Annotated in this window: 26 protein-coding genes; 9 read left to right on the forward strand and 17 right to left on the reverse strand. The window is 39.8% G+C overall.

Annotation, left to right across the window (positions count from 1 at the left end; all coding sequences use genetic code 11):
- The 4 genes from ON073_RS08205 to ON073_RS08220 form a co-directional block, all read right to left on the reverse strand.
- The gene (locus ON073_RS08205; protein WP_274761399.1) at positions 1 to 255 is read right to left on the reverse strand and encodes a phosphopantetheine-binding protein; all 255 of its coding nucleotides are present in this window, start codon (positions 253 to 255) and stop codon (positions 1 to 3) included.
- Entirely contained in the window at positions 248 to 1021 is a 774-nt protein-coding gene (locus ON073_RS08210; RefSeq protein ID WP_274761400.1) for a lysophospholipid acyltransferase family protein, read from the reverse strand. Before ON073_RS08210 ends, ON073_RS08205 begins: the two co-directional genes overlap by 8 nt.
- On the reverse strand, positions 1015 to 1746 hold the full coding sequence (locus ON073_RS08215) for a beta-ketoacyl synthase chain length factor (RefSeq protein WP_274761402.1): 732 nt from the start codon (positions 1744 to 1746) through the stop codon (positions 1015 to 1017). The genes ON073_RS08210 and ON073_RS08215 overlap by 7 nt, the downstream gene beginning before the upstream one ends.
- A 186-nt stretch (positions 1747 to 1932) precedes the next feature.
- Positions 1933 to 3162 carry a lipase family alpha/beta hydrolase gene (locus ON073_RS08220; protein ID WP_274761403.1) on the reverse strand — a complete coding sequence of 410 codons (1230 nt, stop codon included), beginning with the start codon at positions 3160 to 3162 and terminating at the stop codon, positions 1933 to 1935.
- Between the two features lie 210 nt (positions 3163 to 3372).
- Between ON073_RS08220 and ON073_RS08225 the strand changes: the two genes are divergently transcribed.
- Complete coding sequence (locus tag ON073_RS08225; protein ID WP_274761404.1) at positions 3373 to 5250, forward strand: propionyl-CoA synthetase; 1878 nt, start codon at positions 3373 to 3375, stop codon at positions 5248 to 5250.
- Between the two features lie 173 nt (positions 5251 to 5423).
- Complete coding sequence (locus ON073_RS08230) at positions 5424 to 8048, forward strand: EAL domain-containing protein (RefSeq protein ID WP_274761405.1); 2625 nt, start codon at positions 5424 to 5426, stop codon at positions 8046 to 8048.
- Between the two features lie 28 nt (positions 8049 to 8076).
- Here the strand turns inward: ON073_RS08230 and ON073_RS08235 are convergent, their stop codons facing one another.
- From ON073_RS08235 to ON073_RS08270, 8 genes are all read right to left on the reverse strand, one after another.
- Positions 8077 to 8721, reverse strand: a complete 645-nt coding sequence (locus ON073_RS08235) for a sensor histidine kinase (protein WP_274761406.1) — start codon at positions 8719 to 8721, stop codon at positions 8077 to 8079.
- Entirely contained in the window at positions 8718 to 9392 is a 675-nt protein-coding gene (locus ON073_RS08240) for a GAF domain-containing protein (RefSeq protein WP_274761407.1), read from the reverse strand. Before ON073_RS08240 ends, ON073_RS08235 begins: the two co-directional genes overlap by 4 nt.
- Before the next feature lie 110 nt (positions 9393 to 9502).
- Positions 9503 to 9949: a YaiI/YqxD family protein gene (locus tag ON073_RS08245; protein ID WP_274761408.1), complete on the reverse strand. Its 447-nt coding sequence runs from the start codon at positions 9947 to 9949 to the stop codon at positions 9503 to 9505.
- A gap of 77 nt (positions 9950 to 10026) precedes the next feature.
- On the reverse strand, positions 10027 to 11268 hold the full coding sequence (locus ON073_RS08250) for a sensor histidine kinase (RefSeq protein ID WP_274761409.1): 1242 nt from the start codon (positions 11266 to 11268) through the stop codon (positions 10027 to 10029).
- Between the two features lie 12 nt (positions 11269 to 11280).
- Positions 11281 to 11979, reverse strand: a complete 699-nt coding sequence (locus ON073_RS08255) for a response regulator transcription factor (RefSeq protein ID WP_274761410.1) — start codon at positions 11977 to 11979, stop codon at positions 11281 to 11283.
- A gap of 156 nt (positions 11980 to 12135) precedes the next feature.
- Positions 12136 to 12375: a hypothetical protein gene (locus tag ON073_RS08260; protein ID WP_274761411.1), complete on the reverse strand. Its 240-nt coding sequence runs from the start codon at positions 12373 to 12375 to the stop codon at positions 12136 to 12138.
- A 2-nt stretch (positions 12376 to 12377) separates the two neighbouring features.
- On the reverse strand, positions 12378 to 13211 hold the full coding sequence (locus ON073_RS08265) for a type 1 glutamine amidotransferase domain-containing protein (protein ID WP_274761412.1): 834 nt from the start codon (positions 13209 to 13211) through the stop codon (positions 12378 to 12380).
- Between the two features lie 80 nt (positions 13212 to 13291).
- The gene (locus ON073_RS08270) at positions 13292 to 13618 is read right to left on the reverse strand and encodes a hypothetical protein (protein ID WP_274761413.1); all 327 of its coding nucleotides are present in this window, start codon (positions 13616 to 13618) and stop codon (positions 13292 to 13294) included.
- Between the two features lie 211 nt (positions 13619 to 13829).
- Between ON073_RS08270 and ON073_RS08275 the strand changes: the two genes are divergently transcribed.
- Genes ON073_RS08275 through ON073_RS08285 form a run of 3 tightly spaced genes read left to right on the forward strand, consistent with a single transcriptional unit; the run spans position 13830 to position 15580 of the window.
- Positions 13830 to 14660 carry a mechanosensitive ion channel family protein gene (locus ON073_RS08275; RefSeq protein WP_274761414.1) on the forward strand — a complete coding sequence of 277 codons (831 nt, stop codon included), beginning with the start codon at positions 13830 to 13832 and terminating at the stop codon, positions 14658 to 14660.
- Between the two features lie 53 nt (positions 14661 to 14713).
- Positions 14714 to 15085, forward strand: a complete 372-nt coding sequence (locus ON073_RS08280) for a VOC family protein (protein ID WP_274761415.1) — start codon at positions 14714 to 14716, stop codon at positions 15083 to 15085.
- A 33-nt stretch (positions 15086 to 15118) separates the two neighbouring features.
- Positions 15119 to 15580, forward strand: coding sequence for a DUF3291 domain-containing protein (locus tag ON073_RS08285; RefSeq protein ID WP_274761416.1), 462 nt, complete (start codon positions 15119 to 15121; stop codon positions 15578 to 15580).
- A 24-nt stretch (positions 15581 to 15604) separates the two neighbouring features.
- On the opposite strand, the gene ON073_RS08290 is transcribed toward ON073_RS08285, so the two are convergent.
- Positions 15605 to 16270: an alpha/beta hydrolase gene (locus ON073_RS08290; protein ID WP_274761417.1), complete on the reverse strand. Its 666-nt coding sequence runs from the start codon at positions 16268 to 16270 to the stop codon at positions 15605 to 15607.
- A gap of 196 nt (positions 16271 to 16466) precedes the next feature.
- On the opposite strand from ON073_RS08290, the gene ON073_RS08295 reads away from it, so the two are divergent.
- A complete protein-coding gene (locus tag ON073_RS08295; protein ID WP_274761418.1) occupies positions 16467 to 18302 on the forward strand; it encodes a DUF885 domain-containing protein in 1836 nt (611 codons plus the stop codon).
- Between the two features lie 63 nt (positions 18303 to 18365).
- Here the strand turns inward: ON073_RS08295 and ON073_RS08300 are convergent, their stop codons facing one another.
- The 3 genes from ON073_RS08300 to ON073_RS08310 form a co-directional block, all read right to left on the reverse strand.
- The gene (locus ON073_RS08300; protein WP_274761419.1) at positions 18366 to 19661 is read right to left on the reverse strand and encodes a Glu/Leu/Phe/Val family dehydrogenase; all 1296 of its coding nucleotides are present in this window, start codon (positions 19659 to 19661) and stop codon (positions 18366 to 18368) included.
- 301 nt (positions 19662 to 19962) lie between these two features.
- Complete coding sequence (locus tag ON073_RS08305) at positions 19963 to 20241, reverse strand: superinfection immunity protein (protein ID WP_274761420.1); 279 nt, start codon at positions 20239 to 20241, stop codon at positions 19963 to 19965.
- A 146-nt stretch (positions 20242 to 20387) separates the two neighbouring features.
- Positions 20388 to 20651 (reverse strand): ribbon-helix-helix domain-containing protein, encoded by a 264-nt coding sequence (locus tag ON073_RS08310; RefSeq protein WP_274761421.1) that lies wholly within the window; start codon positions 20649 to 20651, stop codon positions 20388 to 20390.
- 15 nt (positions 20652 to 20666) lie between these two features.
- Between ON073_RS08310 and ON073_RS08315 the strand changes: the two genes are divergently transcribed.
- Positions 20667 to 21062 (forward strand): VOC family protein, encoded by a 396-nt coding sequence (locus ON073_RS08315; RefSeq protein WP_274761422.1) that lies wholly within the window; start codon positions 20667 to 20669, stop codon positions 21060 to 21062.
- Between the two features lie 5 nt (positions 21063 to 21067).
- Here the strand turns inward: ON073_RS08315 and ON073_RS08320 are convergent, their stop codons facing one another.
- Entirely contained in the window at positions 21068 to 22294 is a 1227-nt protein-coding gene (locus ON073_RS08320; protein ID WP_274761423.1) for a low temperature requirement protein A, read from the reverse strand.
- A gap of 489 nt (positions 22295 to 22783) precedes the next feature.
- Here ON073_RS08320 and ON073_RS08325 point away from each other — a divergent pair, with 489 nt between their 5' ends.
- Together ON073_RS08325 and ON073_RS08330 are read left to right on the forward strand one after the other, a co-directional pair.
- Positions 22784 to 24859, forward strand: a complete 2076-nt coding sequence (locus ON073_RS08325) for a TonB-dependent siderophore receptor (protein WP_274761424.1) — start codon at positions 22784 to 22786, stop codon at positions 24857 to 24859.
- 97 nt (positions 24860 to 24956) lie between these two features.
- Positions 24957 to 25566 (forward strand): PepSY-associated TM helix domain-containing protein (locus ON073_RS08330; protein ID WP_274761425.1); only part of this gene is annotated, 610 nt, incomplete at its 3' end.

The raw sequence follows: 25566 nt of genomic DNA on the forward strand, positions 1-25566 counted from the left end.
TTATGCGTTTTGTTCAATAAATGCAGCTAATGCATCTACTGACGCAAAGTGCTGCTTTGTTTCTTCTGAGTTTGCATCGATTTTGATATCAAACTCTTTTTTAATTGCTAGGCCAAGCTCTAGCGCATCAATGCTATCTAAACCTAAACCATCAATAAAAAGTGGTTCGCTGTCTTCAATATCATCAATTGTAATGTCTTCTAAATCTAATGATTCAATAATGAGTTTTTTGATTTTAGTTTTTAAATCACTCATAAGTATCCAGTTCTCCTTGAAAAAATGCCTGCATATCGCGGGTAAAACTTCGTGCCTGTTGTGCTAACTTTGCTGTATCAACGGCTGGTAATTGCAATTGTTGTCTGGTCATTGCTAAATCAAATTTTGCTTGTGTCGGCGCAACCTCATACCACATTTCAGACTTTGTTAATGTTGAAGGTGATACATGAATCAACACAGACACAATTTCAGCATGACAGCGCAGCGCAATATTGGCCGCACCGCGTTTAAATTTTAGTGCTTGCCCAGGTGTTGTGCGCGTCCCTTCAGGAAACACAATTAAGTTATTACCACTGGCAAGCGAAGCCGCACAATCTGTTAATAACCCATCAGGACAATCATTGCTGATATAACCGGTGGATTTTATCACACCTCGCATAAATGGGTTACTAAATAAATGTGCTTTAACAACACAGTCCGCGTTTGGAATAAGCGAAATTAATACCACAACATCAATCAAAGTTGGGTGATTGGCTAACACTAGTTTGCCTTGTAGTTTGGCAAACTTTTCTTTATCAGCGATGGAAAATTTGAATATGCCCAAAAAGCCCATTAATCCAACAAAGAATTTAAACAATAAATGTACGGTGTAGCGCGCCGCTTTTCGGCGCGTTTGTTTATCGCGATAAATCACATATTGGATAGGTAACACCAAAAGCGGCACCAACAAGCCACCTACGCCAAATACAGAAAAGCAAAATCCGGTTGCTATAATTCGCCAAAACCGTCCTAGTTTTGTTAACAATGTCTAACCTCATCAATGGTAATTTGCCAAGCACTTTGACAACCTAATACCACACTGTCACCTGCATGTTTTGTGGCCAGAAACTCAACCAGTTGCTTAGCTTGTAAAGCGCTATTATTTTTCTCTTCACTAGGTGATAACGTCAAACTTATGCCGTTTTCAGCCTGTTTAGACACCACAAATGCACACGCTAAATCAACACTGTCTTTTTCGTCAAATTGTGCGTAGTCCGTTGGCAGTGGTTGGTCACAATACACAACTAATACTTTATCAACGGTGGGGTTATCAAGCTGTACATAGGCTTCAATCAACGCCATTAATAAGGTGTTCTCACCTGCCGCAATACTGTTCATTGGTTGTTGGTTTTTGGTCAAAATAGAATAAAGACCAATAACGGCATTATGCACAGATAAACCAAATGATGTAGGGCTAATCACTTCGCCTTCGGCCAAGTCTTTTAAAATACTGGAAGTTCGATGAAAATCACCGTGCTGAGAAGCATAAACAACAGGAAGCATTTCTTCTTCATATGTATTTGCACTTTTTGCAGCAACAAATAATGCCATTTTTGCATAATGGCTTAAACGACGGCGCTGCATTGCAGGTACCCACTCTAACTGAGGGCTTTTACTCGAAGAATCTAACATTTCAATAGCAGTATTAGTTAGCTGGGCATCATCCTTTGCTTTACACCAATAATTGAAATGAGAGAGCACCATTTTCATGTGAAGTGCGTCCATGTTGTTTGAAAATGAGGCGAAACTATAAAAAAACTGCGCCTAAGAAGCAATGCTAAAACGTAAGAAACTGTAATTTAGACTAATATCCGATTATTTTTAGTTCAAATTGTAAACTTTAACGGCACGTTAAAAGCATGTTTATGCATTGTATACGTTTTATGATGTCGTAAATTAACGTTTTTCAGGCACGTTAAATTGTCGCTTAATAAATTGAACAAACTCATTTTGCTGCAAAATACCGGCATGAGTCGCCTCAAACCCTCTAATCGAACTCGCTTCCTTCTGAATATTAATGGGTATTTGACTTGCCAATGACACTACGCCATCACCGCTGTAGCCACTTTTATATGAAAACACCAAGGAGTAGTTAATTGCCTCTGACAACGTATGTTCATTAAGTGTCTTTACATAATCGCTATTGGATGCCACGTCGTACCAAGAATTAATCACAATCGGTGAGTTTTTAACGCCTTTTTCAGCACTTTCCATGCCCAGTAACGGGCTATTCACCGTGGCAAACTGATTTATAATGTAATTACTTTTAAGCTCTTGATGCTTTAATAAATAGCCTCTTGCGATTAATCCACCCATACTATGGGCTAACACGGAAACACGTTCAAAACCGTGACGTTTTTGCAAAATATCTACGCCTTCAACTAAATAATCACGCACAATACCAAGCCCAACTCCACTTGGGTAATACAGCACCCAGATTTGATATTGACTGTTTTTAAACGCTTCAATAACGGCTGAAAACTCGCGCGGATTACCTTTAATGCCGTGAATTAAAATTAATGGCTCTTTATTTTCTTGATAGGGACTTAACATAAAAAGACCGGAATCGACTTGGCTGACAAAATCAATGGGATGCCAAAATCCCAAATCCACGTTTTCACTATCAAAATCTGAGGCGGCTAAGTTAACTACTTTGCCTAAACGATTTATGGATTGATTGTCATTGTATTTTACTAAACGTTTTTTGTTTCGTGGGGTTGAGAAACGCAGTGAGGTAAGGTGCTTTTTTTCTTTTTCGTTTAACACGATTGGTTGCCAAGTACCAAAGTCGTCAACATGACCAATAGCGCGCTCACCTTCATCGTAAACTAAATTGTGGTTATCATCTTGATAGACAGCAAAATAGTAAGTCCCGGGTTTTAAGTAAAACTGAAATTGATTACTAGAACCCAATGTCTTTTGATTTTCGACCTTAAAATCATCGCCGTTTTTAATGAGCACCGCTGCAACCAAATTCACATTTTCTGAAGAGCCTGTAAGTTTTGTATTTACCGTTCCCGATATTTCGGCGATTGATGTCAGTAAAGCAGCCTGCTCTTTAGCCTTTTTAAATTGCTGACAGCCAACTAAAAGCAGCAATAAGAGTATTAGCGAAATCCGTTTCATATTTGATTTTCTTATTTATTTCAATGCGTTTGATTATTACATAAATTATATCTTTGCCAACTTTTTGCTCTATATAGCGTGTATCTTTTAAAAAAGTGTCGTTCCTTAGATTACAGACAAAGGTGATAACAGACAAAGGTCGAATTTTGTTCATGTTAAAATTAACCTACCTTTAGTAAGGTCTCTCACAAAAACAGTTAGGAGCCTGATATGACGGGCAATTACAACGACGCTTATGCAGCATTCAAACAGGAACCGTGTGAATTTTGGCTAGCACAAAGCAAGCGAATTCCTTGGTTTAAAACGCCAACATCGGCATACCAACAAGATGAAAATGGCCGCTATCATTGGTTTGCCGGCGGTGAACTCAACACCTGCTACCTTGCACTTGACCAGCATATTGAAAACGGTTTTGCTGATGAAACCGCACTTATTTACGACTCACCTGTTACCAATACCAAACAATCATTTAGCTATTTCGAGCTTCACCAAAAAGTGGCACGTTTCGCTGGCGTATTGGCCGATTTGGGCGTTGAAAAAGGCGATCGCGTTGTAATTTACATGCCAATGATCCCAGAAGCCGTGATTGGAATGCTAGCCTGTGCAAGGCTAGGTGCCATTCATTCTGTTGTATTTGGCGGTTTTGCCGCCCATGAATTAGCAGTCAGAATTGATGATGCAAAACCAAAAGTGATCTTAAGTGCCTCTTGCGGAATCGAAATAGACAGAGTCATTCCTTACAAACCCATGCTTGACGAAGCCATAGAATTGGCAACACACCAAGTTACAAATACCGTCATTTTACAGCGCGAGCAAGCACTTGCGCCAATGCACTCACCACGAGATCTTGATTGGTATTTAGTTGAAAAAGAGGCAAATCCCGTTGCACCAACTCCAGTTCGTGCGGAAGATCCTTTGTATATTCTTTACACCTCTGGCACCACAGGTACGCCTAAAGGTGTTGTAAGAGAAAACGGTGGCCATGCAGTGGCGATGCATTACAGTATGGAAACAGTGTATGGCATGAAACCCGGTGAAGTGTTTTGGGCAGCATCCGATATTGGCTGGGTCGTTGGCCATTCATATATTGTTTATGCACCGCTTATTTATCGCTGTGCAACTGTGCTTTATGAGGGTAAACCCATTCGCACGCCAGACGCCAGTGCATTTTGGCGTATTGTTGAAGAACATAAAGTTAGCGCCCTTTTTACCGCCCCAACGGCATTTCGTGCCATCAAAAAAGAAGATCCGGAGGCCAATGGTTTTAAAGAATACGATACCAGTAGCCTTAAACGGTTGTTTTTAGCAGGCGAACGCTTGGACCCCCCGACATATCACTGGCTGCAGGAAAAAACTGGCTTACCAGTGCTTGATCACTGGTGGCAAACCGAAACGGGTTGGGCAATTGCCTGTAACCCGATTGGCATTGAATCTTTACCAACCAAAGTAGGCAGTGCAACTGTGGCCACACCTGGCTTTGATGTGCAAATTTTAGATATGGATGGCAATCAATGTGCGCCTAATGAAAGTGGCGCGGTGGTTATAAAATTACCTTTACCTCCGGGGTGTTTACCGACTATTTGGCAAAACGATGCGCGTTATGCTGAAGGGTATTTAAGCCAATATGAAGGTTATTTTTTAACAGGCGATGGTGGCTACCTCGATGAAGACGGCTATTTGTTCATTATGGGGCGCACTGATGATGTTATTAATGTTGCAGGGCATCGTCTTTCAACTGGTGAAATGGAAGAGATAGTTGCTGCACATCCCGCTGTTGCCGAATGCGCTGTATTTGGCGTGAACGACTCATTAAAAGGCCAAGTGCCAATGGCAATGATTGTACTGAAAGACGGCGAAGCAATATCCTCTAGCGAAATTGAGCAAGAAATTATCGGCACAATTCGCGGCAAAATTGGCGCGATTGCCTGCCTAAAGCATATTCTTTGTGTCGAGCGATTACCAAAAACACGCTCGGGTAAAATTTTGCGCAAAAACTTACGTCAGTTAGTCGATGGCGAAACGTTAAATATCCCTTCAACCATAGATGACCCAAGCATTTTTGAAGAAATTAAAACTTTATTAACTTAAATTTTACGCTGTATAAGACTTCTTTTAGTTTTATACAGCGTTATTTCATCTGATTATCAGGCGCCAGATGCTGATTTACTGACTGTTAAACCTATAAAAATTTAAGCAACTTCTTGCAATAATTGCGACTATAGTTTAATAATGTACCGACTTTAGCTTCAAAATAGTGTGCCATGCCATTAGTTGTCTATTTTTTGTTGTTTTTGCCTTTTTGTTTATCTGCAAATAGCCAATTTGGTGAAATTTTTGAAGACCACACCGCAGTGATGTTACTAATCGATGCTGCAAGCGGTGAAATTGTCAAAGCCAATAAGGCCGCAGCGAATTTTTATGGTTACACCATTGATGTACTCGAAAATAAATCAATTCAAGAAATAAACCTCTTCACTAAAGAACAAGTTGCAGAAGAGCGTAAAAACGCCCAGCTACAAAAACGCAATTATTTTATCTTTCGTCACCAAATTGCCAGTGGCGATGTTAAAACCGTCGAAGTTTACTCCACCCCAATAACAAACGCTGGCAGAACAATGTTATTTTCCATCATTCAAGATATTTCGGAACAACGCCAGTATCAAACGGATATTTGGCAATACCAACAAAACCTCGAAGAAATGGTTGACGCTCAACTTGCAACCATTACAGATAAGAACAACAAAATGCATACTCTGTATTTGACTGGCATCATTACGTTAATCACCGTTTCGTTATTTTTAACTTATTTATTGCGCATTGCACGAAATGCTGAAAAACGCAGTGATGAACTAAATCAAATTGTAGAACAAAGCCCATCGGCAATTATAACCACAGACTATAACGGCAATATTATTTATCAAAACAACCACAGCATGAAAACGCTGTTTGCTAATATAAGTAAGAGTAAGAATGTATTTGAAGTTTTACCCAATTTGGTAGACGACCAAACACGTTTTACTAATGCCATCAAACATCGTCAACCATGGGTAGATAAGTTATCTATTCACCAAGGAAATACTTTTTTACGTGTACACCTTTACCCAATTAACAGTAAGCAAAACAGCCAAAGTGGTTATGTGTTAATTTTGGATGATATATCCAAACAAAAACAAGATGAAAAACAGCTACGACTCACCTCGACTGTGTTCCAAACCGCCACCGAAGCGGTGATGATTTGTGATAAACATTATAAAATCCAAGCAGTAAATGAAGCGTTTACTAAAATCACCGGCTATGAAAGCCATGAGGTCATCAATAAAACACCTGAAATTTTAAGTTCAGGCCTACAAAATGAATCGTTTTATCAAAATATGCAGCACCAGCTAGATGAAAACAATCAATGGCAAGGTGAAGTATGTAATCGCCGTAAGAATGGCGAAATTTATTACGAGTGGCTGTCTATCACAGCGCTTAGAGACAACGATGGTGAGATTGAAGCCTTTGTTGCGCTCTTTAGTGATATTACTAAACGCAAAAAAGCAGAAAGTAAGATATACCAACAAGCTAACTATGACTCGCTTACCGGGCTTGCCAATAGAAACTTATTTTTAGATCGTTTTGAACAAGCACTTAATAAAGCGGAGCGTGACAATACGTTTGTCACACTCTTGTTTATTGACTTAGATGGCTTTAAACATGTTAATGACACCTTAGGTCACTCCCAAGGCGACGTATTATTAAAACAAACAGCTCAAAGGTTAAACGCTACCTTACGTAAGTCTGACACTATCACCCGTTTAGGTGGCGATGAGTTTGCAGTACTTATTTCCACAGACAAAAAAGAATTTAATATTCATAAAGTAGCGCGCAAAATACAGAGCGCAATAGCCAGACCGTTCGAACTCGAAAACGCACAAGGGTTTGTCTCAGCGAGTATCGGCATCACTAGTTACCCAAATGATGGTAAGGATGTTGAAACACTAATGCGTAAAGCCGATAGCGCAATGTATAAAGCCAAAGCAAATGGTAAAAATAACTTTCAGTTTTTCACCGCCGAAATGGATGAAAAAGCCCTTAAGCGCCGCGCACTGGAAAGTGAGTTACGTATTGCGATTGAGCAACAGCAATTTACCGTACATTATCAGCCTATTTTTGATACCGAGCACAATCATATTTATGCCTCTGAAGCCCTTGTACGCTGGCAACACCCAGAGAAAGGTTTGTTGTCACCTTTTCACTTTATTGACCTCGCAGAAGAGTTAGGGCTCATCGCTGAAATTGGTGAATATGTATTAAACACGGCATGCGAAACTGCCGCTAACTGGCAAACCTTATATAGTGATGCGCCAAGTATCAGTATCAATATTTCCAGTATTCAATTTCAGCGTGATGGTTTTATCGAAAGTATCGATAATGCCCTTCTTAACAGCGGTTTGCCTGCTGAAAAATTGATTTTAGAAATCACCGAAAGCGTATTTATCGAGAATGACCAAAAAACCATGGCGCAATTAAACGAACTCGCCGAGCGCGGAATAAAAATTGCCATTGATGATTTTGGTACTGGGTATTCATCACTCAGTTATTTAAAAAAATTCCCAGTAAATAAACTAAAAATTGACAGAAGTTTTGTCAGTGATATTGAGCACAACCAAGAAAACCAAGCATTAACAAAAGCCATTATTGCAATGGGGCAAAGCTTAAAATTAGAAGTCATTGCGGAAGGTGTTGAAACGAGCGATCAAATGAAATGGCTGAAAGACTTTGAATGTACATTAATACAAGGTTATTGGTTTGCTAAACCAAGTAGCCAAAAGGACTTTTTATCATTACTTTCTGAACATGGCTCGGTAAAAAACCACAAAACCGACATGCCTCAATCAAGCTAACAAAGGCAGAATTAAATTAAAACTGTGGCTAGGCTTGCAATTGGTGCTGATCTGAAAACGGAATGCAAATCGTAAACTCACTGCCTTTATCACTGGATGTTACCGTCAGTTTACCTTTATGTTCGTCACAAATAATGCGATAACAAATTGCCAAGCCAAGCCCTGTGCCCTCACCGATTGGCTTTGTGGTATAAAACGGGGTAAATATGTCTTTTAAATCAGCCTCTGGAATGCCACACCCCGTGTCCCTGATAGTAATCACAATATTATTTTCATGAACTTTAGTAGAGATATAAATATCCCCTTTCGAATCAAACGACTGTTTTGCGTTTAAAATCAGATTCATAAACACTTGGTTAAGTTTTCCCATATTCACCGTTGTTTCCGGTAAAGGGTTTAGCGCTAAATGCACCTTACAATTGTCTTTAAGTTCATTGCGTAAAATATTAAGCGTTGATTGAATTCCTTTATTGATATCACTAAGTTCGTGAACATCAGATTCGCCACGGGAAAAGCGTTTTAAATCAAGCATAATTTGCTTGGCTGAATTAAGGCCTTTCACCGTTTCAGCTGTCAGCTCGTCTAAATCACTTAAGATAAAGCTAAGCTCATCATCAAATACCGCGTTTTTTAATTCTTCAGTTATAGATGGGTCGTTTTTTAGGGTATTCAAACGCGTTGTGATCTCAGGCAAATAATCATGGTTAATGGTATTGATATTACTAATTGCAAAGCCAAGCGGTGCGCTGCCATTTTTTCTGACTCAATCATCATTGTTTGATTATGTGCTAACTGCGCTAAACTTTCTTGCAGCTCATTATTGCTGCGCTCTAACCGTAATTGGGTTTGTTGTAATTCAAGGCGATATTGCGCTGAGGCAATACGTGGTGCGGCAATATTGGCAATCACCTGTAAAAGCGCCATTTCAAATTCTGAATAATCGTCAGTTTTATTTGATTCCGAATCAATTACGGCAATCGTATTGCCTTCATAAATAACCGGCACTGCAAGCTCTGAAAGTCCTTGGAATTGATCATTGATATAACGTGCGTCAGTGCGCGTATCTGAGACAATTTCAGCCACGCCTGTTTCAGCAACCGTACCCACAATGCCTTGTCCTACAGGGATTTCAATGCGCTCAAAAATCTCACGATCTTTTGGGTTTTTAATGCCAAAAGCTGCCATTTGTACCAATTTATCTTCATTGCGAAGATAAATCACACAATCATCAAACGACATAATCTCGCCCACGCCTTGTGCAATTGACCACAATAAGTCATCCAGCTCGGCCTGGTTTAACATGGCAAGTGCAAATGCATTTATTTTATCTACACCATAAAACATGATGCACCATCCTCGGAGTTATAACTCCCTAAGTATAGTGCAAAGAGTGGGACTAGCTTAGTTTAGCAAATGATTGCTACTTATAAGTATTAGATTTTATATATTATTGCTTAGCGCGCTTTTGCAAGGGCTTTATCTAGCTCGTCAGCAAATGCTTTTTTATCCGCATTAGAAAGTGCACTTGGGCCACCGGTTTCAACACCACTGGCACGCAACGTATCAAAAAAATCGCGCATATTTAAACGCGACTTAATATTGCTGCTCGTTAACAGCTCACCGCGTGGCGTGAGGGCTATAGCTTGCTTGGTGATCACTTCGTCGGCAAGAGGGATATCCTGAGTAATCACTAAATCACCAGGCTCTACGCGCTGGGCAATCACATTATCAGCAACATCAAAACCCTTTTCTACTTGCAGTCGCTTGATAAAGCGTGAAGGCGGAATACGAAAGCTATGATTTGCTATAAACGTTGTCATAATCTGTGTACGTTCAGCAGCGCGAAACAGAATTTCTTTTATCACAACCGGACACGCGTCGGCATCAACCCAAATATTCATAAATAACCTACAGCATAATTTTATTGGCAAAGTATACGGGAACACAGAAACGAAATACTAATTATTTACCGCGCTCTTTAGTCACTGGCCAATTTTAAGGTAAAAACCGTGCCTTGTTTATCTGAACTGACTGTTATATCAATAGCTAAACGTTTGCATAAGCGTTTTACAATCGCAAGGCCAAAGCCAAGGCCGGTACTACTGTCGCTTTTAACCCCAGCATCAAACACCTTGTTGAGCAATTGCTTATCAATACCACTACCCGAATCACGAATTGTTAAGTGATTCTTGGCATATTCAATAAAAATTGTGCCTTTATTAGTATGATGAAATGCATTACTAATTAAATTACTTAACACCATTTTAAATGCATCATGATTCGTGTTTACTGTGGCAGTTGAGTCAACATTCACCTCAATCTCAATCGGTTTATTTTCAATCAATTTATGATGCAACAAAATAGCCTGTTCAATCAGCGGTAATAGTTTAATGTCGCTTAATTCATAATCATGCTCTCTAGCCATTGCCAATAAACCCGAAACTGATTGCTGCATATCACGCTGCGCATTTTCAATACGGGATAAAAGCACCTGTTGCTCTTGGCTAAGAGGTGTTTCTTTAAGTAACGCAACTGCCCCTACACTAATTGCGATAGGTGTACGTAATTCATGGGAGGCATCACGCGTAAAGTTTTGCTCCCGTTCAATAAACTGCCGTACACGCATAAACGCATTATCTAACGCTTTGGCAAATACGCCGATTTCATCTTGTTTAAACTGTGCTGAAAAGCCAACGGGCATGGTGTCTGATGTGGTATTTGAAATAAGCTGATCGAGCGCCTTAATTGGTTTAGTGATGCGCTTTGCTAATAGCCACGCCACCAATAGAACTATTAACAAAATGATGGTGACAAAAAATAATGCGAAGCCCAACATACCGCCTGTATTTTTGCGCACAATCAGTTGCTCGCTCACTTCGGCAACCAAGTAACCGGAAGATAGCGCTTTAATATGGTAATGTTTGTCACCGTCACCTGAGAACTCTATACGATTGGGCTCTTCTTGTAACAGACTAAAAATTGGCTGTGGTAATGCATCAATTGATGCAACATAACTGACAAAAGGGTAATGAGTGGAGACCGTTTGGTTTGTGGCTAATTGCGATTCAACTTGTTCTTTTTCACTATTTAAAATAAAGCGAAAAAAACCATCTTCCACTTCATATGAAAATATAAAACCTAAACCAATAAACAAAGTGCTAACTAGCAGAGCAATGCTGATAAACGATACAATGATGCGCGTTCTAATTAATGTAAACACAAGCTCAATCTCTTAAAATGTTAAACTAAACCCAACACCGTGGATGGTCTTGATAATCGGCTTTGCAAATGGCTTATCTAGCACTTTTCTAAGTTGATAAAAATGCGAACGAAGCGCATCCGAATCAGTTGGCTCATCGCCCCAAATTTTATCGCATAATTCTGAGCGTGATACCGCTCTTGGGTAGGCTTCCATCAAAATGCGTAAAATAGCAAAACCTATCGGCTGCAGATGAATTTCAGCGCCTGCACGCAGTACCCGTTTGCTAGCAAAATCTAACACTAACTCAGTTTCATCCTTGCCCAGCTGTAATTGTTTGCTTTGAGTTTGCGATTGATGCCGTTGAGTAATCGCCAAACAGCGTAAATAAAGCTCTTCTAACTCAAACGGTTTGGTTAGATAATCATCCGCTCCTAACTCAAAGCCCGTTACTTTATCACTTAAAGTATCTCGCGCCGTTAGCATAATAATCGGAATATGCCGTTCTGCCTTACTTCTCAGCTCCTGACAAACCGCTAAGCCATCTTTTTTCGGCAGAGCAATATCCAAAATAATGCAGTCATAAAAATGTGCAAGGGCTAAAGAAGCGCCTTGTTCACCATCATAAGCAAAGTCCATTACAGCGTCTCGATTGTCAAAAAATGTGGCGATGTTGTTGGAAATCGCTACATTATCTTCAATCAAAAGTACTTTAAGCTGTTGTTCTTTCAATTTAATTATTCCTTTTAAGCCGACAAAACAAGGCTAGCATTTAAAGGTAAATGAGGTAAGGGGTAAAGGTGATGAATATCAGCATTAGTGCACTCATCGCACTATTTAGTGCAATGAGTGCAAAGGTTAACTGCTTAATTAAAATCCGTTTTTTCATTAAAGCGATTGCACTTTATTCAATAAGGATGCGATATCAGTATTGTCTGGAAATTTAACTTTTGCCGCTGCAAGATGTGTTTGTGCAGCTTTAAACTGATTTTCAGCAAGCAGTGTTTTTGCCATTGCTAGCTCAAGCATCGGGTGATTAATGGCATCTTTTGTTACTTCCATTAATGAAAGCGCGGTATCGCGTTCCATTTGGTTTTGCGCATGCTTACCTAAATAAACCCCAAGCATCGCTAACAGCATGGTATCAAAGTCATCTTTGTTGGCATTATATGTAGCAAGCGCCCGTCTTTAAATTCAATTGGTTTGTCGAGCGATAAACCTAATTTCTCAACAACGGCAATTGCTGTGTCTGTGGTTGAAAAAGGGTTTTGACCAGTCAGCAAGTTGCCATCAAAACTGACTTGATTGAACATCAAACTGTCTTGTTGATAAAGCGCACCTTGCTCTGATAATTTATTGGCAAGCGAAAATGGCATTTGCCATTTTTTAGTAAAGGCCGTCTCTTCTAAATTGCTAAACGCTGAAACGCGTTTACCTGCTAGCAAGTACTCTCCGTTTGATAGTTTAATGTCTAAAAGCGCAGCAGGTCCATGACACACAGCGCCAATCACGCCATTATTTTCATACACTTGCTTTATTATTTTTTTAACGCTGTTATCACTGGCTAAATCAAACATTGGCCCTTTACCACCCACCACATAAACAGCATCGAAATCGTTATGGTTGAGGGTTTCAAGTTTGATTGTACTTTCAAGCTTTTCTAACGCACTGCTGTCTTTTAAAAACGTTGCATTGTAGGACTTTTCTTTGTTGTAGTTATCAGCCAGCACTTTTCCGCCTTTTGGCGATGCAAAAGTAACGTTTGCGCCAGCGGCTTTAAATACTAAATACGATTTACTCATTTCATCGAATTCGTAGCCTGGTTTAACTAATTCGCCCGCTGCGTCCTTTTCGCCATAGCTACTTAACACCATTAAAATATGCTTTTGCTCATCAGCCATTAGATTAAGTGAAGAAAGGCCAAGTAAACTTGCAATAACGCTGTGTTTAATTTTGATTGTCATAACATGCTCCTATTGATTGTTGAGTACAATCTAGCAAGGGGCATGTGAAGAAAATGTGAAGTGAAATTGATTTTTAACGGTTAGCTATTTTTTTTAACCGAAGTCATAAACTGCTCGACTTTCAGAGTAATAAATTCATCAACCGCTTCTTCCATCGACTCGATGGTAAAGTTATGTAGTTCCAAAACGCGGTCTGCTTGGCTTTCACTAATCAGTTTATCGCTGAGTAAAAACTCCCATTCGGGCAGGGTTTTGTCGTATCGTGGGATCACATTGAGTTCAACAAAAGGGTAACTAAACTCAACTAAATTAATTAAACGGCAAAAGTCTTCAACATAATCTGTGCCCGTCGGCCCCAAACAGCCCGGTTCTAAACGAAAACGAATCACTAATTTTATATTAGACATAAACCACCCTTAATTTCATGACAGCTACAAAACACTGTGCACTTAAAACTATGTGATCGTTCTGGCTATTTCGCAAGTGATTGTTAACTAAATTATTGATTAATCAATTTTAGCTGCGCTAGCGCAATTAAAACGCAGTGTGTTTATTTTGTCACTTGAACAGCTTTATAAGATAGCTTAGTGTATATTTTTTAACTAAAAGGAAAGTCTCATGGAAGAATTTATAGCTCAACTCGATTTAAACCAATATCTGCCCACCGCACTTGATTGGGCAACCAATCTTATTTTGGCGCTCGCCATTTTAATTATCGGTGTATGGCTTGCAGGTAAAGTAAATAAAGCCATTATTAAAGTTGCCAATAAACACGCGCAATTGGATGACACCTTATTTAAGTTTTTTGGCAGTGTTGCCAAATACACCATCTTAGCCTTTGTAGGCATTGCCGTACTCAACCGTTTTGGCGTCCAAACAGCTTCAATCATTGCTTTACTCGGCGCTGCCGGTTTAGCGGTTGGCTTAGCATTACAAGGCACACTGTCAAATTTAGCAGCAGGCGTTATGCTACTTATTTTTAGACCGTATAAAGTTGATGATTTTATCGAAACAGGTGACCAATTCGGTAAAGTTGCTGAAATAGACATGTTCACCACCATTCTACAAACTTTTGATAATCAGCGTATTATCATTCCTAACAGCGATATTTGGGGCAGCAAAATTATTAATCATTCACACCATGCAATTCGCGGTGTGGATATGCATTTTGGTATTGCTTACAGCGAGAATATTGATGCAGCCCGCAAAGTAATTGAAGGTGTACTTACAGCGCACCCACATGTACTTAGCGAACCAAGTCCGTTTGTTGAAGTGGAAACATTAAACAATAGCTCGGTGGATTTTTTAGTTCGCCCTTTTTGCCAGGGTGAGCATTATTTCGATATCTTGTATTCGGTGCCAGAGCAAATTAAAAAAGCACTCGATGAAGCAAATATTGAAATTCCATTCCCGCATCGTAAAGTTATTTTAGTTAATGAAAACAAATAAATAACTCTAAGGCATGCGCTTTAAACGCATGCCTTAATATTTTGAGGATTAAAATGAATTTAAACCAAGTTACATTGCCAGTAGCTCACATGAAAAATGCAGTTACGTTCTACCAAACGCTCGGTTTTGAACTTATCGTTGACACACCCCATTATGCACGTTTTGCCTGCCCGATGGGCGATTCAACATTTTCGCTATCACTTGAAGAAAACCCTGTTAATGGCGCAACAATTTATTTTGAACATGCAGAACTCGATAACTGGGTTGACGAATTACAGGCCAAAGGCATTACGTTTACGCAGTTACCAACTGATGAGCGATACCTATGGCGAGAAGCTGTGTTATTTGACCCTTCAGGCAATAAAATCAAGCTATATTGGGCAGGTGAAAACCGTTTAAACCCACCGTGGCGTGTTAAAAACTGATCTTTTTTCCGTAAGTTTTCGCAAAGGATGACTATGCAATTAGCTCAACTCAATATCGCGCTTGCAAAATACGCACTTGATGCCCCTGAAATAAAAGACTTTGTTGATAACTTAAATAAGGTGAATTCACTCGCTGAAAACAGTGAAGGCTTTATTTGGCGCCTGAAAGATGACTCTGGCGATGCGACTAATATTCAAGCATTTGAAAACCCCAATATGCTCGTCAATATGTCTGTTTGGCAAAATGTCGATAGCTTAAAAAACTTTATGTTTCTCACCCATCACCGCGATTTTATGCGCCGCAAAAATGAATGGTTTGAAAAACTAAATGAAGATAACTACGTGCTTTGGTGGGTGGAAGATGGTCATATTCCATCAGTCGAAGAAGGCATAGCGCGCCTCACGCAATTACGTAGCCAAGGCGATACACCCTACGCTTTTAGTTTCAAAACCAATTTTACCCCAGAAGATCTCAAAGAAGAATTCAGCAATTAAATCAAAAGGATAACTAAATTGTTGTTATCCCAAATTCATTTTAACAGCGATCCAATTTTTGACCGGAACAAGCCATTCATCACTTGGTGTGTAAAATGCACCGTGTGAAAGCCCTGTATTAATCTCAATTTCCTCAAATGACGTTAACGCTGTACTTTTGGCTTTTAATTTAGCGCACGACTTTGCAGCATCACTTTTCTCGTAAACTGACAACACATCTCCATACACTTGAATATCGCTATGTTTTGATGAAATCAAGCGCCCACAACCAGCCAGTAAAATGATATTAACACCAATATCTTGTAAGTAATGTGAGGTAAGCCCTGTAATAAACGCGCCTCTTGAAAAACCAACAAGGGTAATATGCGTTGGTTTTACGCCATTTTTAACTAGGCTGCGTATGTTTTCACTTAACTGCTTGGCATATATAAAAGGATCCGTATTCTTTTTGCGATGCGTTGCAACCAAAGTATACCGTGCATCCGAAAGCGCTTGTTTGATACTCGGAAAATCATACACCCCCCAACCATGTTTGGTTTCTATTGGCATTGGATTATCCCCTTCAACAATGAACCCGTGCGAATAAAACACAAACTTACTTGCTTTGTTGTAGTTTTCAGGAATGTTATTTAAAACTTGATTAGCCATTGAGGTGTTGGTTAACAGCAAGCTAAATAGCCAAACACTCATTTTGATAAACCTTGATGCTTTCAAGCTGTCTCCTAAATAAATAATCTTTCAAGCAAATGAATTCTAAGGGTAAAGAATTAACTTGTATATCTTAAGCACACACTTCTTTACCATTATTTTACGTTAATAAATTGTTAATTTTACGAATGTCGGTATCATAGCAAGGGATGCAAACAACAACTTATATGGAAGCCCAATGATTAAAAAAATAATAAAGTGGCTAGTGCTGAGTATTTTATTACTGGCATTTTTAGCAGGTGCATTTGTTGCCCATGAATGGTACGCCAAAAAACCATTGCGATTTAAATCGTACGTTGACCGTACTATGGTAAAAATGGCCTTTGACAGCCCAGAAACCCTTACCTCGCTTGGTTTTTTAGAGAGTTTAGGCTTTAACAGCCACAATGCAGAGCTTGATGATGCAAGCCTTGCTAAAGACGACGAAATGTTCGCCCTGTTACCCGAAATAAGACAAGGTGTACTGCAATATGATGACAGCGAACTCGATAAATCTGATCAAATGTCGAAAGAAATTGCGCTCTATTTACTTGATTTTGCTGTTGATGCCACCGAGTTTCGCTACCACAGTTATCCGGTAAACCAATTATTTGGCATTCAAAACGGTTTCCCAAGTTTTATGGATGCGCAGCACCAAGTTAATTCGGTTGAAGATGCTAATAACTACATTAGCCGTTTAAACCAAGTTAAACGCAAGTTTAGTCAAAGCTTAGAGGGGCTAAAATTACGAGAAGAAAAAAACATTATTCCGCCGCGTTTTGTAATTGACCGCGTACTTGACGAAATGACCACCTTTGTTGCAACCCCAATCAATGAGAATATTCTTTACACCTCATTGCAAGATAAAATGAATAAAGCAGCAGAAAGTGGTAGTGCGGTTTTTGACGACCAAACTCAAGCAAAGATCCTTGCTGACGTTGAAAATGCAATGACAGAATCTGTGCACCCTGCTTATCAGCTGTTTATTGATTACTTTAGCGCACTTCGCGATAAAGCCACTACAGATGATGGCTTTTGGAAGTTACCAAATGGTGATAAAGCTTATGCCAGCTCACTTAAATTTTTCACTACTACCAACTACACTGCCGATTTTATTCATCAAACAGGGTTAAATGAAGTTGCACGAATTCAGGGTGAAATTCTCACAATTTTAAATAGCGAAGGATTTGATACCAGCCTTGGCTTTAGCACGGCTATTGAAGCGTTAAAAGCCGATGAGCGTTTTTATTATCCTGATACCGATGAAGGTCGCGAACAAATTTTAGCGGACTATCAAACCATCCTAGATGAGATTGACCAAGGACTTGATGGCGCATTTAATATTCGACCAAAAGCAGGTATGAAAGTGCGTCGCATCCCTGAATTTAAAGAAAAAACCGCACCGGGTGCCTATTATCAACAGCCCGCTATTGATGGTTCACGCCCTGGGTTATTTTTTGCCAATTTATACGATATTAAAGCCACTCCTAAATACTCAATGCGCACCCTTGCTTACCACGAAGGTATTCCAGGCCACCATTTTCAAATTGCCATTGGAATGGAAGCTGAAGGCTTGCCGCTCTTTAGACGCATGTCGCCATTTACTGCTTACACTGAAGGCTGGGCTCTTTATGCTGAACAAGTTGCGTGGGAGTTAGGCTTTCAAAACGACCCTTACGATAATATTGGCCGCCTACAAGCAGAACTTTTCAGGGCAGTACGCTTAGTAGTCGATACCGGTATTCACCATAAACGTTGGACACGTGAAGAAGCTATTGACTATATGCTTAAAAATACAGGCATGGCAGAGTCAGATGTTACCTCTGAAATAGAGCGTTATATTGTGATGCCAGGCCAAGCAACCGCATATAAAGTAGGCATGATGAAAATCTTAGAAATTCGTCAAAACGCCAAACAAACGCTAGGTGATAAGTTCGATTTGGCTGAGTTTCATGATGTGGTGCTTAAAAATGGTGCCGTACCTCTAGATATTTTGGCGCGTATTGTTGATGACTATGTGAAAAGCAAACAATAATTTTTAAAAACGTCACACAAAAAGAGCAGCTTAAGCTGCTCTTTTTATCCAAATGTACTTTCTTTAACGATTCGATTGCGCATTAAAGTAATCAGTTGTGCCATGCGCTTCTATTGCTTCGGTTAATGCCACCAGCGCCACATTATAAACACTGTCCCTTAGTGAAATGCCTTTCTCAGTATAAATCTGCCATGCATTTTCAAAGGCTTTCTCAAGCTTTTGGTGCAGTTTTTCTTCTACTTTATCAAGCGTCCATTGTTCGCCTTGGCGGTTTTGCAGCCATTCAAAATAACTCACAATAACACCACCTGAGTTAGCCAAAATATCAGGCACAATTGTGACATTATTGGCTTGAAGTAAGCTATCGGCATCACTCTCAACAGGGCCATTTGCTATTTCAACAATGTATTTTGCCTTAACCTCGTTTGCATTATTTTGTGTGATCACGCCATCTAGTGCCGCTGGGATCAAAATATCCACATCCATTGTGATCAGCTCTTCATTACTAATGTGTTTAAATTCAAGCGTCTCACACACGGATTGATTACAGTAAACCGCTGTTAATTTTTTACTGCGCTGTTTTTCTTGATAAATACTATCAACATCAAGCCCTTCAGCGCGATAGATGCCGCCTTGCGAATCACTAATGGCAACAATATTAAATCCCGCTTGCTGAAGTAATTTTGCACAGTGATAACCACCATTACCAAAACCTTGAATTGCAACGGTCAGTTCGCTTGGTTTTAACCCAAGTTTTTTTACCAGCATTTGCGTACAAATAAAGGCGCCGCGGCCAGTTGCGCTTTCACGCCCAAGGCTTCCACCTAAAGAGATAGGCTTACCGGTGATCACCGCAGGCGCTTTACTGCGCGTGATTTTTTCATATTCATCCATCATCCAGCCCATAATGCGGGCATTGGTATATACATCAGGTGCTGGAATATCGGTATCTGGGCCAATAAAATCAGCCATTGCACGTACATAAGCACGAGACAAACGCTCCAGTTCCATTGGTGAAAGCGTTTTTGGATTAACAGTTACACCCCCTTTACCACCGCCAAGCGGTAAACCCACCACAGCGCACTTTAATGTCATCCAAAATGCCAATGCTTCTACTTCATCTTGATTAACCGCTTGATGAAAGCGAATACCCCCTTTGCATGGGCCCAAAATATCGTTATAGCGACAGCGATAACCTTTAAAATAGGCCAACCTGCCATTATCTAATCGGACAGGTAAATTACACGCAAGGGTTGCATGAGGGTGACTTAATGCTTCAATCACTTGGCTTGATGTATTGGCTTGCTCACCAATGCGATGCAAACGCTCTATCGCGCTTGCCAGTACCGAATTACTCATACCAACTCCTTAGTATTTTCTTATAATTAAAGGTAATTTTTATAGAAATTCAAATTCTTACTAACCATAACCAATACTCTCTTCCATGGGGTTTGGTTTAAATAAATTGAATTTGTTATTAAGAGATTTAAGCATTCTTGTTTAAACGCATGCACCAGCGAGAGTCGCGTTGTTAAAGTGCAAGCCTTAATAGCGAAAGCTAGAAATAACATGCATTTATAAAGAGGGGTTAATAATGAATAGCGCTTTGCCCTTTTAATAACAATGCAAAACTAAAAGGGCATTTTTAAAATGATGAAAATTAGTTACTTTCAGGTGTTACTTGCTCTTTTCGTGATTTAGTCACGACCCTTTCAACACTTTTTCCAGTCACAGCCCAAAGAAATAAACCTGACCAAGCAATCAGTGAAAAACCCGCTGGTACGCATGCAACGGTAATCACTTTTGCATGTTTACGGTTTAAGAAGAATGCAAGAATGGCAGGTAAAAACCAAAGTACCAACGTCACTAAGGCTACACCTAAAACAAATACAGGGTTTGCATTGGCAAAAAATTCTTCAAAAAAAGTAAGCGTTTCCATAAGTTAAATTCCGAGTAAGAAAGCAATAGGGCTAGACTAATCGAACACACGGTATGAAAGAGCGCTAAGTGTTAAGCGGTTAAACCAAGTGATTTACGGTAAAAAATTCAGTGTAGTAATGGGTTACTACCCTTTTTGAACGGCTTTCAGTTACTATTTAATGCAAAGGTTAAGCAGGTCACACGCAGCATAGAGGCAAGGTTTTTAACACTGCCATGACGCTCAACAACCTCTTGATACAAGGTGGCAATAAATTCTGGCACAGTAACATTTTCGGCTTCACAAATTTGTTCCAAGATTTGCCACATTTTATTTTCTAACGAAATGCTCGTAACGACCCCATGCAAACGTATCGACCGCTTTGTGCTGTCGTAAGATGTTTGCGGTTCACCAGCATATAATTCACACATAAGGTTTTCCAATACATGGCTAAAATGATTCACAGCATGATCCGCGTAGTAGACGAATCAAAGTCACTGCAATTTTATCAAACTATTCTCAACTTAACAGAAAAACGCCGTATCACTTTTGATAGTTTTTGCTTAATTTATCTTGGTAATGATGAATCAGATTTTGAGCTTGAATTAACCGTTAACTTTGATACTAAAACGCCCTACACACATGGCAATGGCTATGGTCACCTTGCAGTAAGCGCAGAGAATATTGAGGCAATCCATCAAACAGCCACTGAACTTGGCTATCAACCCAAAGAAGTAAAATCGTTCTACAATGGCGATGCGCTGGTTGCCAAGTTCTTTTTTATAAACGACCCAGATGGCTATGCCATTGAAGTGATTGAGCGCTCAGATACCTTTAAGTAAAGCCACTAATGTGACTTTACTTCACTTTCGTCCGCTAATTGTTCTTCTTTAGAAAGAACAAGGTAACCGCGCGTTACAGGAATGGCAATTTGCGAAATTAACGCTGTACCCCACAATAAGTTGCCAACTAAAGCAGGTACATATGGCACAATAAAAAATGTACCAATTGCCAAAGCTATACCAAACAACCTAATGTTTGGCGTTGCAAAGCGATGGGCTATTCGCGTTTCAATGGTGCACTGTATCCATAATAAACTCGCTAAATATAAAGCAAGCCCGGCACAACCAACTGCGGCATATTTCAATGGGTAGGGCTGCCAAAACCCTACTTTTACTTCGCCAGCCAACGCCACACCCAACATCACGGCGGCTAACATTAAAAATAAATGGGCTATCCACCAGCTAACTAGTGTCCACTTTTTGGTATTTTTCGGCTTACCATTCCCTACAAAGTCAAAGTAAATCCAACATAAAACAAATACAGCAAACCCACCAAAAATAAAATTAGCGAATATCTCAGGGCTTACTTTATATACCCCTTTTTCTGAAAGGGTGATAACTAATTTAAAAAAGCCCTCACCCACCACAATCAAGAGTAATAGCGCAAAACGTTCAGCCATATGCCCTAAGCGCGGCACAAAACGGCTGCATTCGAGTATCCCTACCTTTGGCAGCATGTAAAGTAACTGAATACTAATAATACCCAAAGCAAATAATCCAAAGTTAAACGGCTTTGGTAAAAACGCACTAATCGCAAATACAATCGCCAATAAAAAGAAATTGCGGCTCACTTTGCTGGCAAGTACCGTTTCTTCAACACCTAAACGATTGGTTCGATAAAATAAATAGCCCGTTATAAAACGGTTAACTGCGTAGGCAAGTGCAAAATATTGCCAACCTTTATCTAAGATATGAGGAATAGAGGCCGCCATCACCATTGCGGTGACAATTTGGCTCGACATAAGCAAGCGATGTTTAACATCTGTGCTTACGTAAAGTGAATTAAATACACTCGAATCGGCCCAAGCAAACCACACAGCAATAAATATCCCTGCAAAAACAGTAAAACCTGCAAGGTTAAGGTGATCACTTAAGAAGTTCCCAAGCAAGAATATTATTACAACATGAATAAGATCATAAAAAAGCTCTATCCAATGAACATGATCGTGTGCGTTTTCAACGTCCATATGATGTTGTGGTGCTCGCCACATCGGGTGTCGTTCTAAGGGCATAGTCTGACCTTGTAATTAATTATGTGAGTAACAGTTTCTTTAGCATAATGTAATTAAAAGCGGTGATAAACGCTTAATTAAACGCGCTTTAATATGCTTTTTCTCAATATTACTTATTACACAGATTTATTAACTTCATTCTTTATTAAATAAACAGCAAACAAATGAATTTTCATCATCAATATGGGGGTTATTAATAACGATTTGAATGACAAAATACTTAAATACATTTTATTAAAACAATAAAATGCGAAGGCATAGATGCTCTGATATTTATCTGCCATTCAAGCTAAGTTACTAACAATATTATATTTTCAAAACACCCTTCCCATTAAATTTCTTGAGTTTAACTCACTAAAAACCAAACAACGGTATATTGCTTAATTGGTTACAATTTAAACTTAACGATAATTATTATCATTTGCTATTTCAATTTTAATTATCTTTCTATAAAATGCCCGCACTTTTTCAGGGATATTTAGGTTTAGTATGAAGTTAAATCACATTACCAAAGCAATTACACTGTCACTTTTATCACTTTCAGCAACCGCTGTAGCCGATGAAAAAAAACTAGAAGTTATTGAAGTGAAAGGCACTTACTTTAACGATTACAAAGTAGATGATGCCTCTGGCGCAATGCGCGGTAGTACATCACTACTTGAAACGGCGCAGTCTGTTACCGTTATTCCAGAAACCATTATTGATGAACAACTTGCTACAACATTAGGTGAAGTATTAATTAATGACGCCAGCCTCTCACCTGGCTCAAAACAGCGTAACCGTGAAGTTTTTAACGCCCGAGGCTTTGCCCTTAGCTCATCAAATGGCTATTTACGCGATGGTCACCAACACTGGTCACACTACCAGCAACCTATCGAAACGCTGTCACGTGTTGAAGTTATTAAAGGCCCATCAAGTGTGCTTTATGGCCAATCTGCACCGGGTGGTTTAGTTAATATGGTAACTAAAAAACCAACCTCATCGTCGCTTTTGGATATCAGTGCAGACGCAGACCAAAATGGCTCTACACGTTTTATGTTAGATGCTGGCGGTAACTTAATTGAAGACCTAAATTACCGCGGTGTATTAGTAAAACAAGATGTGGTGTTTGACCGTGAATACGCCAATGGCGAAAACCGAGAGCGCGACCGTTTTTTAGGTTATCTTGCGGTTGATTACGCAATTACTGACGACTTGATTGTGAATGTGTACTACGACCAAACAGATGACAAAACTGGCCTTGATACCGGTGCTTGGTTAAACAGCAACGGTGATGTAATTGGCGATAAAGACTATATCTATGACTTTTCATGGGCATTTACTGATATTCGCGTAAACAACCTGGGTACCAAAATCGATTATCACCTCAACAATGACTGGCAAATGACGTTTGGTTACAACGAGCAGACCTTTGAGCGTCAACGTTTTGAGTCTGCGCCGCGTAAACCATCTGATTATGTAGCTGGTGATAGTTATCAGTCGCGCCCATACGACCGCTTTGATGATTGGCAATTCAAAACCATGTATTTCGATGTAAAAGGTGAATTTAATACGGGTAGCATTCGTCATGACTTACTTGTTGGCGCAAATAGCCTAGATTATTACTATGGTCAGCTACGCGTTAAAGCTGCAAGTGTTGATTACACACCTGGCAGCCAAGAACCAACGCGCCCAGATATTTCATATAAAACGGACGACACCCATTACACCAGCGAATACGACTTTTACGGTTTTTATGTACAAGACTTAATTACCTTTAACGATACATGGCAAGTGTCGCTTGGTGGCCGTTTTGATAAACAAAACAAAGAAGGTGCTGACAGCGAATCATTTGTGCCAAAATTTGGTGTGCTTTTCCACCCTATTTCAGATGCAACAGTTTACCTAAGCTATGCCGAAGGGTTTGAGCCACAGCGCAGCGAAACATTAAATGACGAAACCGATAAAAACCACGGCATGAAGCTAGATGCGGTGACATCGGAGCAATTAGAGCTTGGTTTAAAATGGCAAGTGTCTGAACGCTTAATGATTGATACAGCCGTGTTTGATATTGAAAAAAGCGGCGTATTAGTGCGAGAAACACTGATTGACGACCCTAATTTTGACACCATTACTACACAAGCAGGCCTGCAGCGCCATAAAGGCTTTGAAGCATCAGCACAAGGTGCTGTTACAGATACGCTTTTCGTAATGGCATCAACCATGTACCTAGATGCACAGTACGAGCGTGACAGTAACTACGAAGGCAAAACACCTGTGGATGCACCTAAATGGTCAGCATCACTTTGGTCGCGTTACGAAATAACCGAAAAGTTAGCGCTTAATGCGGGTTTAATTTACCAAGGTGAGCGTTTTGCTGACGCCGACAATACGATTACTAAAGATGCGTATTACCGCCTTGATCTAGGTGCAACTTTCAGCACACAAATTGGTGGACAAGACACCGACTTCCGCTTCAATATAGAAAATGCATTAGATGAAGATTATCTTGCTGGCGGCGGTGTAAACAATGTCACCATTGGTGATGCACGTACTGCCCGTTTTGAAGTACGCGTGTCACTTTAATCACAAAATAAAACGCATTAACCGTCAATTAATGCATTAAATAAAGCGAGCAACCTCAAGGTTGGCTCGCTTTTATCGTTACAATGAGCAATAAACTATGAGTATAAGAAAAGCGTTTTTTTGGCTACACCTGATCTTTGGCTGCGTAGCTGCCCTATTTATCTTTTTAATGTCGGCAACGGGTGCACTATTAACTTATGAGCGTCAAATTATTCACTTCGCTGAAAAAAGCGACTACCCACAAGCAAATCACCACACAAATACACTGTCGTTAACAGCGCTAAGCGAGATTGCCAAGACCTTTACCCATGAAAAACTGCTGACAATTTCCTTAAGAAATGAAGAAAACGCCTTTGTACAAGTAAAAGAAGGCCGCAAAACCCTAGCCTACTTAAACCCTTATACAGGTGAAAAAATCGAAGAGCCTGGGCTTGCCACCAAAACCTTTATGCGCAAGTTACGCGCCTTTCACCGCTGGCTAACACTTGATGGCAACTTTAGTGAAACAGGGCGCTGGGTAAACGGTATCGCCAATCTTATGTTTTTTGTATTAGTGCTTTCGGGCCTTTATTTATGGTTGCCAAAACGCTTTAACAAACGCGCCTTTAAACAAAAGCTTACGTTTGGAAATTCTTACCCAAACATTAATGCCCGCGACTACCAATGGCATAATGTGTACGGTATTTACCTTGCGCCAGTACTGGCGG

This window comes from Pseudoalteromonas sp. G4 (assembly GCF_028875915.1).
Classification (GTDB): domain Bacteria; phylum Pseudomonadota; class Gammaproteobacteria; order Enterobacterales; family Alteromonadaceae; genus Pseudoalteromonas.

What these genes read in the sequence shown, in the direction of transcription:
- ON073_RS08215 (WP_274761402.1), bottom strand. Translation starts at nt 1,746, where the DNA reads ATGAAAATGGTGCTCTCTCATTTCAATTATTGGTGTAAAGCAAAGGAT.
- ON073_RS08295 (WP_274761418.1), top strand. Translation starts at nt 16,467, where the DNA reads ATGATTAAAAAAATAATAAAGTGGCTAGTGCTGAGTATTTTATTACTG.
- ON073_RS08320 (WP_274761423.1), bottom strand. Translation starts at nt 22,294, where the DNA reads ATGCCCTTAGAACGACACCCGATGTGGCGAGCACCACAACATCATATG.
- ON073_RS08275 (WP_274761414.1), top strand. Translation starts at nt 13,830, where the DNA reads ATGGAAGAATTTATAGCTCAACTCGATTTAAACCAATATCTGCCCACC.
- ON073_RS08300 (WP_274761419.1), bottom strand. Translation starts at nt 19,661, where the DNA reads ATGAGTAATTCGGTACTGGCAAGCGCGATAGAGCGTTTGCATCGCATT.
- ON073_RS08270 (WP_274761413.1), bottom strand. Translation starts at nt 13,618, where the DNA reads ATGTCTAATATAAAATTAGTGATTCGTTTTCGTTTAGAACCGGGCTGT.
- ON073_RS08260 (WP_274761411.1), bottom strand. Translation starts at nt 12,375, where the DNA reads ATGCTTGGGGTTTATTTAGGTAAGCATGCGCAAAACCAAATGGAACGC.
- ON073_RS08280 (WP_274761415.1), top strand. Translation starts at nt 14,714, where the DNA reads ATGAATTTAAACCAAGTTACATTGCCAGTAGCTCACATGAAAAATGCA.
- ON073_RS08225 (WP_274761404.1), top strand. Translation starts at nt 3,373, where the DNA reads ATGACGGGCAATTACAACGACGCTTATGCAGCATTCAAACAGGAACCG.
- ON073_RS08325 (WP_274761424.1), top strand. Translation starts at nt 22,784, where the DNA reads ATGAAGTTAAATCACATTACCAAAGCAATTACACTGTCACTTTTATCA.
- ON073_RS08265 (WP_274761412.1), bottom strand. Translation starts at nt 13,211, where the DNA reads ATGACAATCAAAATTAAACACAGCGTTATTGCAAGTTTACTTGGCCTT.
- ON073_RS08220 (WP_274761403.1), bottom strand. Translation starts at nt 3,162, where the DNA reads ATGAAACGGATTTCGCTAATACTCTTATTGCTGCTTTTAGTTGGCTGT.
- ON073_RS08290 (WP_274761417.1), bottom strand. Translation starts at nt 16,270, where the DNA reads ATGAGTGTTTGGCTATTTAGCTTGCTGTTAACCAACACCTCAATGGCT.
- ON073_RS08240 (WP_274761407.1), bottom strand. Translation starts at nt 9,392, where the DNA reads ATGTTTTATGGTGTAGATAAAATAAATGCATTTGCACTTGCCATGTTA.
- ON073_RS08245 (WP_274761408.1), bottom strand. Translation starts at nt 9,949, where the DNA reads ATGAATATTTGGGTTGATGCCGACGCGTGTCCGGTTGTGATAAAAGAA.
- ON073_RS08205 (WP_274761399.1), bottom strand. Translation starts at nt 255, where the DNA reads ATGAGTGATTTAAAAACTAAAATCAAAAAACTCATTATTGAATCATTA.
- ON073_RS08285 (WP_274761416.1), top strand. Translation starts at nt 15,119, where the DNA reads ATGCAATTAGCTCAACTCAATATCGCGCTTGCAAAATACGCACTTGAT.
- ON073_RS08310 (WP_274761421.1), bottom strand. Translation starts at nt 20,651, where the DNA reads ATGTGTGAATTATATGCTGGTGAACCGCAAACATCTTACGACAGCACA.
- ON073_RS08305 (WP_274761420.1), bottom strand. Translation starts at nt 20,241, where the DNA reads ATGGAAACGCTTACTTTTTTTGAAGAATTTTTTGCCAATGCAAACCCT.
- ON073_RS08230 (WP_274761405.1), top strand. Translation starts at nt 5,424, where the DNA reads ATGCCATTAGTTGTCTATTTTTTGTTGTTTTTGCCTTTTTGTTTATCT.
- ON073_RS08315 (WP_274761422.1), top strand. Translation starts at nt 20,667, where the DNA reads ATGGCTAAAATGATTCACAGCATGATCCGCGTAGTAGACGAATCAAAG.